The organism is Streptomyces sp. RP5T (genome assembly GCF_003933965.1).
In the GTDB taxonomy this organism is placed as follows: domain Bacteria; phylum Actinomycetota; class Actinomycetes; order Streptomycetales; family Streptomycetaceae; genus Streptomyces.
In genome coordinates, this window is sequence record NZ_RSAJ01000356.1 from 1 (window position 1) to 8673 (window position 8673).

The window sequence follows — 8673 nt, forward strand, 5'->3', positions numbered from 1 at the left end:
CTCACCCCCAGACCGGCCGGGGCGGAATCCAGCGGCCGTCCCGGCCACCTGAACCACCCCCCACGCGAGGCACCCGACCCCACAGACCCGTTTCCTAGGAGTACCCGCATGTCCTCGCCCCACGTTCAACTCCCCCTCTCCCGGAGGGGATTCCTGCTCGCGAGTACCGGAGCCGCAGCCGCGCTCGCGCTTGCCGCGGGCACCGCGAAGGCCGTCCCGGTCGGCGGCAGGCGTCCGTTCGGGCGGTTCGGGTCGCCGGCCGCCCGGCTCACCCCCCAGACCCTGTACGTGGACCCGCGCGGCCGCGGCGACCACACCACCGTCAAGGACGCCGTCACCGCCGCCGCCGGCAGTGGCTGGACCCTGGTCCTCGCCCCCGGCACCTACCGGGAGACCGTCGCCGTCGACGTCACCCGCACCGAGGCGACCTGGATCGGCGCCTCCGAGGACCCCCGGGACGTCGTCATCGTTCACGACAACGCGGCCGGCACCCCGAAGCCCGGCGGCGGCACCTACGGCACCACCGGATCCGCCACCACCACCGTCCAGGCCGACGGCTTCACCGCCCGCTGGATCACCTTCGCCAACGACTGGCTGCGCGCCGACCACCCCGAGATCACCGGCACGCAGGCGGTCGCCCTCAAGGTCCAGGGCGACCGCTCCGCCTTCCACCACTGCCGCTTCCTCGGCCACCAGGACACCCTCTACGCCGACTCGATCGCCCTGACCGTCTTCGCCCGCCAGTACTTCTCGCACTGCTACGCCGAAGGCGACGTCGACTTCGTCTTCGGGCGGGCCACAGCCGTCTACGAGCACTGCCACTTCCGGACCCTGAACCGGACCGACCTCGCGGCGGCACCGTACGGCTTCGTCTTCGCGCCCTCCACGGCGGGCGCCAACCCGCGCGGCTACCTGGTCACCGGGAGCCGTGTCAGCAGTGAGGCCCCGGACGCTTTCTACAAGCTGGCCCGACCGTGGGTTCCGAGCTCCGACACCACCGCCCGTCCCTCCCTCGTGGTCCGGGACACCTGGCTGGGCACCGGCATCGACGCGGCCGCCCCCTACACCAACATGTCGGACGCCTTCCCCTGGCAGAACCAGCGCTTCGCCGAGTACCGCAACACCGGCCCCGGAGCCCGGGTCACCGTCCCGGAGAACAGGCCCCAACTCAGCCAAGCACAGGCCGAGTCGGCAACCCGCGAGACCTACCTCGGTGACTGGCGGCCGTGGAAGGAGGCGTGCTGAGATGCGCAGAAGGACCTTCCTCGCCGCCGGTGCGGGACTCGTCGTCGCGGGAGCGGGCCCGGCCCACGCCGACACGCGCCGCGTGCTCCACGTCCACCCCGGCGACTCCGTCCAGGCGGCCGTCGACGCGGTCGCCGGCCCCGGCTGGACGATCGTCGTGCACCCGGGCACGTATCGCGAGGTCGTCAACGTTCCGGCCACCGCAGCGGAGTTGACCTTGCGCGGGGCCGTCCGTGACCCGAGCGCCACGGTGATCGTCCACGACAACGCCAACGGCACCCCGAAGCCCGACGGTTCGGGCACCTACGGCACCGCGGGCTCCGCCACCTTCACCTCGGCGGCGCCCGGCCTCACCGTCCGCGACCTCACCCTCGCCAACGACTGGCTGCGCGCCGACCACCCCGAGATCACCGGCACCCAGGCGGTCGCCTCCTACACCTACGGCGACCGCACCCACTTCGAGAACGTCCGGCTCCTGGCCCACCAGGACACCCTCTTCGTCGAGACGACCGCGCTCGCCTCCTTCGACCGGCAGTACTTCCGCCGCTGCTACATAGAGGGAGACGTGGACTTCGTGTTCGGCCGGGCCACCGCCGTCTTCGAGGAGTGCCACTTCCACACCCTCCAGCGGGACGTCGACTTCACCCCCAAGGGCATGGTCTTCGCCCCGGCGACGGCCCGCGCCAACCCGTACGGCATCCTCGCCGTCCGCTCCCGCATCACGTCCGACGCCGAGGACGGGGCGTACAAGCTGGCCCGGCCCTGGGTGCCGTCGTACGAGACGACCGCCTGGCCGTCCCTCGTGGTGCGGGACTCCTGGATCGGCCCCGGCATCGACCCCGTCGCGCCCTACACCAACATGCGCGAGGCCTACCCCTGGCAGTCCATGCGCTTTCGCGAGTACGCCAACTCCGGTCCCGGCGCGGTCGTTCCGGTGCCGGAGAACCGGCCGCGGCTGACGCCCGCCGAGGCCGCCGCGCACACCAGGCGGACCTATCTCGGGGACTGGAGGCCGTATGCCCGCCGGTGACCCGCTGGGCCGGCGGGCGTTCGTGGTGGGCGCCGGAGCGGCCGTGCTGGCCGGGGGAGCGGTGAGCCCCGCGCAGGCCGGCGTCGTGGACGGACCGCTGCCCGACTTCCACCCGGCGCTCAAGGCCGCGCTGACGTTCCCGCTGGCCTGGGGGACCTCACCGGTCCGCGACTTCCGCGCATGGCGCCGGCTGGCCCGCGCCAAGGTCGAGGAGCACCTCCTCGTCGACCGCGAGGACAGCACGCCGTACGCACCCGAGACCAGCCAGGTGTCCCAAGGTGACGGGTACGCAAGGGAGTTGGTCACCCTCTCCCTCACCCGCCACGAACGGGTGCGGGCCGCCCTGCTCACCCCGCACGGCCCCGGCCCCTTCCCGGCCGTGCTGCTGCTCCACGACCACGGGGCGAAGTTCGACATCGGCAAGGAGAAACTGGTCCGGCCCTGGTACGACGACACCCGGCTCGCCTCCGCCCGGGCGTGGGCGGACAAGTACTTCAGCGGCCGGTTCGTCGGCGACGAGCTGGCCCGGCGCGGCTATGTCGTGCTGTGCGCGGACGCCCTCGGCTGGGGCGACCGCGGACCGCTCACCTACGACCAACAGCAGGCCCTGGCCAGCAACTTCTACAACCTGGGCTCCTCGCTCGCCGGGTTCATGGCCCGCGAGGACGCCCGTGCCGCCGGGTTCCTCGCCGGACTGGAAAAGGTGGACGCCAGGCGGATCGCCGCCGTCGGGTTCTCCATGGGGGCCTTCCGCGCCTGGCAGACGGCCGCGCTCACCGACCACATCGCGGCCACCGCCTCCGTCTGCTGGATGACCGGCCTCAAGGAAATGATGGTGCCCGGCAACAACACCCTGCGCGGGCAGTCCAGTTACCACATGCTCCACCCGGGGCTTCCCCGGTTCCTCGACTTCCCCGACGTGGCGAGCATCGCCGCACCCAGGCCGATGCTGTTCTTCAACGGCGGACTCGACCCGCTGTTCCCCGCCGACGGCGTACAGGTCGCGTACGACAGGCTGCGCGCCGTCTGGCACTCCCGCCACGCCGAGGAGCGGTTGCACCTCAGGACCTGGCCCGACCTCGGCCACGTCTTCGTCGACCGCATGCAGGACGAGGTCTTCGGCTGGCTCGACTCCGTCCTGTGAACCATCCCCCCACCCCCGTCCGAAGGGACCCGCTCCCCATGTCTCGTCGCACCGCTCTCCTCGCCACGGCGGCCCTCGCCCTCGGCTCGGGCCTCGCCGTCCTCCCCACCCAGGCGCAGGCCGCGACCGTGGTCGTCAGCAACTCCACCGACCTGTCCAACGCCATCAAGAACGCCACCGCCGGCACGGTGATCCAGGTCCGCGGCGGCACCTACTACCCGACGGCCACCCTCCAGTCCACGGCCAACGGCAGCTCCTCCGCGCCGGTCACGCTCACCGCGTACGGCTCGGAGACCGTGAAGATCGACGGCTCGTCGCTGCCCGACGGCGACTGGATCTTCAAGCTGACCGCGGACTACTGGAACGTCTCCAACATCACCTTCCAGAACTCCCCGGACAGCGCGGTCGTCTGCCAGTCCTGCACCGGGACGGTGTGGAACAACATCAAGACCATCAACGGCGGCGACTCCGGCTTCACGCTCACCGGTGACGGGACCGTGAACAACACGGTCAGGAACATCGACTCCTACGGCAACTACGACGCCGCGAACCACGGGGAGAACGCCGACGGCATCGCCGTGAAGTTCGGCTCCGGCACCGGCAACCTCATCACCGGGGCCCGCCTCTACAACAACGCGGACGACGGGATCGACTTCTGGTCCTTCTCCTCGCCCGTCACCATCGAGCACACCTGGTCCATGGGCAACGGTGTCAACCGCTGGTCCGACTCCGCCTTCGCGGGCGACGGCAACGGCTACAAGCTGGGCGGCGACGGCGAGGTGGTCGCGCACGTCATCAACAACTCCGCTGCCTGGGGCAACGCCGGCAACGGCTTCACCGAGAACTCCAACACCGGTGCCATCGTCATCAACCGCACCACGGCCTACGCCAACAGCAAGTGGGGCTACTACTTCGCCACCAGCTCCGCCAAGCTCGGCAAGAACCTCGCGGTGGGCAACGGCAGCGGCTCGGTCAACAAGGGCTCCAAGGTCACCTCGTCCGGCAACAACTGGGACAGCGGGATCAGCACCCCCGCGTTCAGGTCCACGGACGCCTCGACGACGTACAACGCGCGCAGCGCCGGCGGAACCCTGCCCGCCACCACGTTCCTGACGACGGGCAGCACCACCATCGGCGCGACCATGAACTGACGCGGCCGTCCGCACGACGGGGCGCTTGACCCGTTTTTTACCGGGCGGGTCTCGCGCCCACGGGGGTGACGCGCGTAGAACCTCTGTCATGCATAAGTCACTGCGTTTCGCCGCCGTCGCCTCGGCCTGTGCCGTCGCCGGTGCCGCCCTCTACGGCGCCGGCGCGGCCACCGCCGGCCAGTCCACGGCGAACTCCACGCACGAGCCCTACAACATCGGCGTCCTGGTCAAGGACATCGACACCTACTACGGCACCGCGCCCGACGCGAACGGTGTCTACCAGGCGTCGCCCACCAGCCCCTACGCCAAGGACCTGGCGTCCCTCGACAAGGCGGCGCGGAAGTACATCGACCAGGCCGCCCGCAAGGCGCACCACCGGGGCGAGAAGCCCGCCGTCGTCTTCGACATCGACGACACGCTGCTGCTCAGCCTCGACTACGAGAAGCGCTACAACTACACCTACAACGGGACCACGTGGGCCGACTACGTGAACCGGGCCGACCGCCCGGCCGTCTTCGGCAGCCCCGAGCTCGTGCAGTACGCGGAGAAGAAGGGCGTCGAGGTCTTCTACAACTCGGGCCTCAGCGAGGCGCAGCGCTCGGCGGCCGTCGAGAACCTGAAGAAGGTCGGCGCCGACGTGAACCTCGACACCGACCACGTGTTCCTCAAGGACAAGGCGAACCCGCCGTCCTACCTGAGCGCCTGCGCCACGCCGGGCACCTGGACCTGCACCACCGTGCAGTACAAGTCCGGCACCCGCGCGCACATCGAGAAGGACCTCGGGTACGAGATCATCGCCAACTTCGGCGACCAGTACTCCGACCTGGAGGGCGGCTACGCCGACCGCACGTACAAGCTCCCGAACCCGACGTACTTCGTGAGCTAGTCCCGAACCGGCCGGATCCCCTCCAGGGTCGGCACCACGGGCTCGATCGTCCCGTCCGCCGCGAACTCCAGGCGGTCGACGGTGGTTTCGCGGTGCATGCCGTCACCGCCGGGCTTCCCCGGCCCGTTCAGGGCGAACCGGTGATAGACGATGTACCAGTCGTCGGTGCCGGGGACGTTCACCACGGAGTGGTGACCGGTGGCGAGGATGCCGTACTCGGGACGCTTGGACAGGATCGTCCCCTTCTTGGTCCACGGGCCGAGCGGGGACGGTCCCGTCGCATAGGCGACGTGGTAGTTCTCGCTGCGGGTGTCGTCCTCGGACCACATGAAGTAGTACGTGCCCTTCCGCTTGATCACGAAGGACCCCTCGCGGAAGTCGGCCGGGGTGATGTCCTCGATCCTCGCCGGGTCGTACGAGGTCATGTCGTCGTTCAGCGGCACCACGTACCCGTGCCCGTTGCCCCAGTAGAGGTACGACGTCCCGTCGTCGTCCGTGAAGACGGCCGGGTCGATCATCTGGCCCTGGAGCGCACCGCCCTTCGCCACCAGCGGCCTGCCCAGCGCGTCCTTGAACGGCCCGGCGGGGGAGTCCGCCACCGCCACGCCGATCTGCTGCTCGGCGCAGAAGTAGAAGTAGTACCTGCCGTCGCGCTCGGCGATCGCGGGCGCCCACGCGTACGTGTCGGCCCAGGACACGTCCGGGCCGAGATCCAGGATCACCCCGTGGTCCTTCCAGTGGACCAGGTCCTTCGACGAGTACGCCTTGAAACGGGTCCCGCCCCAGCCGTTGAAGCCGTCGGTGGTCGGGTAGATCCAGTACTCGCCGTTCAGGTAGTGCACGTCCGGGTCGGCGTTGAGGCCGGGCAGGACCGGACTGCCGGTCGGCACGGCCTCGACCGTCCATCCGCGTGTGCTCCCGTCGGCCGCCGTCACCGTGTACGTCTGCGGCCTGCGGAAGTCGCGCCGGGTGCCGGACGCGGGGCTCACGCGGGCCCCCTCACCGATCGCCAACTCCGGTGCCAGCCGGGAGAGATCGGTGCCGGGCCGCATCGGCAGCACGACCTTCGACGCGGCCTCGGTGACGATCGCGTACCCCTTCTGTCCGGTGGCCGTCGCGTCCACCACCGAGGCCGGCGTCGACGGATAGGCGGCCAGCAGCCGGTCGTACTCCTGCTGGGTCACCGGAAGTACCGTGCCGTGCCGGGGACTTGCGGGCAGCTGGTAGTTCGCGGACGGCGTCCACCTGCCCGAGTCGAGGTCGGTGGTCTCGAAGGGGACGTACCCGCGGCCGCCGTACTCGTCGATGAACAGGTACCACTTCTTCTCGGTGTTCGACTTGAACACCGTCGGCCCCTCACCGCGGTCCATCGCCCCGCTGCCGATGCAGTCCGCGACCAGGTCGTACGTCGTCGAGGTCAGGCTTCTCGACTTCTCGCCGGTGATGAACTTGGCGCAGGGCGAGCTGGAGGTGGGGTCCCGCTCGTCCTTGGTGTAGCGGTAGTAGGTGTCCTTGTACTTCACGACCGTCGAGTCGATCACCGAGTAGCCGGGGTCGTCCCAGACCTTCGGCTCGCTGAAGGTGCGGAAGTCCTTCGTGGTCGCGTACAGCATCTTGTTGTACGTCGAGCCCGTGTGCTCCGGGTCGTCGTCGGCGTACAGCTTCGACGCCCAGAAGACGACGTACGCACCGAGGCTGTCGTCCCAGTAGGCCTCCGGGGCCCAGGTGTTGCCCGCGCTGTCCGGGGCGACCTTCACCAGCCGCTGGTCGGTCCAGTTGACCAGGTCGGTGGACTCCCAGATCATGACCGACCTGCTGCCGTGCCGCTGGACGTCGTCCCAGCTGCCGCTGCTGTTGCGGTACATGCGCAGGTCGGTGGCGATCAGATAGAACTTGTCGCCCTCGGGGGAGCGGATCACGAAGGGGTCGCGCAGGCCCTTCTCGCCGGTCGTCGACGTCAGGACGGGCTTGCCCTGGTTCAGCTCGCGCCAGTGCAGGGGGTCGTTGCCGCGGCTGAGGGCGTAGCGGATCTGCTCGCCGTCGGCGGTGCCCTCGCCGGTGAAGTAGGCGAAGAGGTAACCGGCGTACTTGGGGTGGCTCACGGGTGGTGCTCCTGAGTGGGCGGAACCGGGCGGTGCGCTGAGCAGGGCCAGCAGCAGCGAGAGACAGGCGACGAGGAGGATACGTGGGCGCATGTCGCTCCTGAGGATGTGGGGGTGTGGGGGTTTCTGTCGGGGGCTGTGTGCGCCTTTGGAGTGTCACGAGCGGGAAACGGCACGTCAATCGGTGAGCGCGCGAGGAGAAGCAGCGAAAGTTTCGGTCGGCTCCGGCGCGGCCCGGCCGGAGGCGGCCGGGGCGAATCGACGGAACGCCCCGCCTGTCGTCACAGGCGGGGCGTTCCTCGTGCCGGCCCGAGGGGGGCTCCAGCCGGCAGCTGCCGGCCGAGGGGGGCTCAGGCCGGCAGGTCCATGGAGTCGGACTCCGTGATCCAGGCACTACATGGGACGTCGAAGACGACCGAATGGTTGTTCCCCCACCGCAAACTCGTGGTGAGGAAAGGCATTTGGGGGCTGCGTGGGGGCCGCGGGGACGGCCCGACAGTAAGCCCGCACTCCTTGGTGGTCGCCGGTGAGGGAAAGGTTGCCGCCGCGGCGAAACTCGTCGGGCCGGACTCCGGCGGCGGGCTACGAGTTCCCGTCCGCCGACCCGGAGCCCTGCGCCGCGAAGCCGCCCCGGACCGCGAGGTCCCCGGACTTCGCGGTCGCCGTGGCCGTGTAGCGGTCGTCCTTCGCGTCCCGGCCGCCCCGCTCGTGGTTGTACTGCCCGGCGAACACCCACTCCCCCTTCGGGACCGTACGGCCGTCCTTGAGCACCCAGGTGTAGACGAGGAAGCCGTCCCTCTCGGCGACCGTCAGCGTGAAGTCGTCCTCGGGCAGCGAGCGCCAGGCGCCGGAGTCGGTGACCCCGCCGTTCTGTGCGACCCGCAACTCGACGGTGAGGGCGGTCAGTTGCTCGGCGACCTTGAGGGTCACATTGCTCTGGGCCCAGAACTCGTTGCTGTGCGGGTCCACCGAGCCGTCCGACCACAGCGGGCCGTTCTCGACGCCGGACACCGGCGCCTCGGCGGAGCCGCTCGGCGTGCCCGAGGGGGTACCGCTCGGCTGCTCGGCCCGGCGCGTGGGGGAGGCGCTCGGCGCCGGATCAGCCGGCGCCGAGC

At 70.1% G+C, this 8673-nt stretch carries 6 protein-coding genes and 1 pseudogene; 5 read left to right on the forward strand and 2 right to left on the reverse strand.

The annotated features are described in order from the left end of the window. Positions 1-108: 108 nt before the first annotated feature. The 5 genes from EHS43_RS29470 to EHS43_RS29490 all read left to right on the forward strand — a co-directional run bounded on the left by EHS43_RS29470 (position 109) and on the right by EHS43_RS29490 (position 5456). A complete protein-coding gene (locus tag EHS43_RS29470; protein WP_125193765.1) occupies positions 109-1245 on the forward strand; it encodes a pectinesterase family protein in 1137 nt (378 codons plus the stop codon). 1 nt (position 1246) lies between these two features. Further along, positions 1247-2275 (forward strand): pectinesterase family protein, encoded by a 1029-nt coding sequence (locus tag EHS43_RS29475; protein ID WP_125193766.1) that lies wholly within the window; start codon positions 1247-1249, stop codon positions 2273-2275. After that, complete coding sequence (locus EHS43_RS29480) at positions 2262-3419, forward strand: dienelactone hydrolase family protein (protein ID WP_125193767.1); 1158 nt, start codon at positions 2262-2264, stop codon at positions 3417-3419. The genes EHS43_RS29475 and EHS43_RS29480 overlap by 14 nt, the downstream gene beginning before the upstream one ends. A gap of 38 nt (positions 3420-3457) precedes the next feature. Continuing rightward, positions 3458-4570 (forward strand): chondroitinase-B domain-containing protein, encoded by a 1113-nt coding sequence (locus EHS43_RS29485; protein ID WP_125193768.1) that lies wholly within the window; start codon positions 3458-3460, stop codon positions 4568-4570. 88 nt (positions 4571-4658) lie between these two features. Beyond that, positions 4659-5456, forward strand: coding sequence for an HAD family acid phosphatase (locus EHS43_RS29490; protein ID WP_125193769.1), 798 nt, complete (start codon positions 4659-4661; stop codon positions 5454-5456). Here the strand turns inward: EHS43_RS29490 and EHS43_RS29495 are convergent. Further along, positions 5453-7651: a family 43 glycosylhydrolase gene (locus EHS43_RS29495; RefSeq protein ID WP_125193770.1), complete on the reverse strand. Its 2199-nt coding sequence runs from the start codon at positions 7649-7651 to the stop codon at positions 5453-5455. The genes EHS43_RS29490 and EHS43_RS29495 overlap by 4 nt on opposite strands. Before the next feature lie 489 nt (positions 7652-8140). Then, positions 8141-8673: pseudogene (locus tag EHS43_RS29500) on the reverse strand (hypothetical protein); the annotation flags it as partial.

Excerpts from the sequence above, each read along its gene's own strand:
- EHS43_RS29470 (WP_125193765.1), top strand. The coding sequence starts at position 109 with ATGTCCTCGCCCCACGTTCAACTCCCCCTCTCCCGGAGGGGATTCCTG.
- EHS43_RS29475 (WP_125193766.1), top strand. The coding sequence starts at position 1,247 with ATGCGCAGAAGGACCTTCCTCGCCGCCGGTGCGGGACTCGTCGTCGCG.
- EHS43_RS29480 (WP_125193767.1), top strand. The coding sequence starts at position 2,262 with ATGCCCGCCGGTGACCCGCTGGGCCGGCGGGCGTTCGTGGTGGGCGCC.
- EHS43_RS29485 (WP_125193768.1), top strand. The coding sequence starts at position 3,458 with ATGTCTCGTCGCACCGCTCTCCTCGCCACGGCGGCCCTCGCCCTCGGC.
- EHS43_RS29490 (WP_125193769.1), top strand. The coding sequence starts at position 4,659 with ATGCATAAGTCACTGCGTTTCGCCGCCGTCGCCTCGGCCTGTGCCGTC.
- EHS43_RS29495 (WP_125193770.1), bottom strand. The coding sequence starts at position 7,651 with ATGCGCCCACGTATCCTCCTCGTCGCCTGTCTCTCGCTGCTGCTGGCC.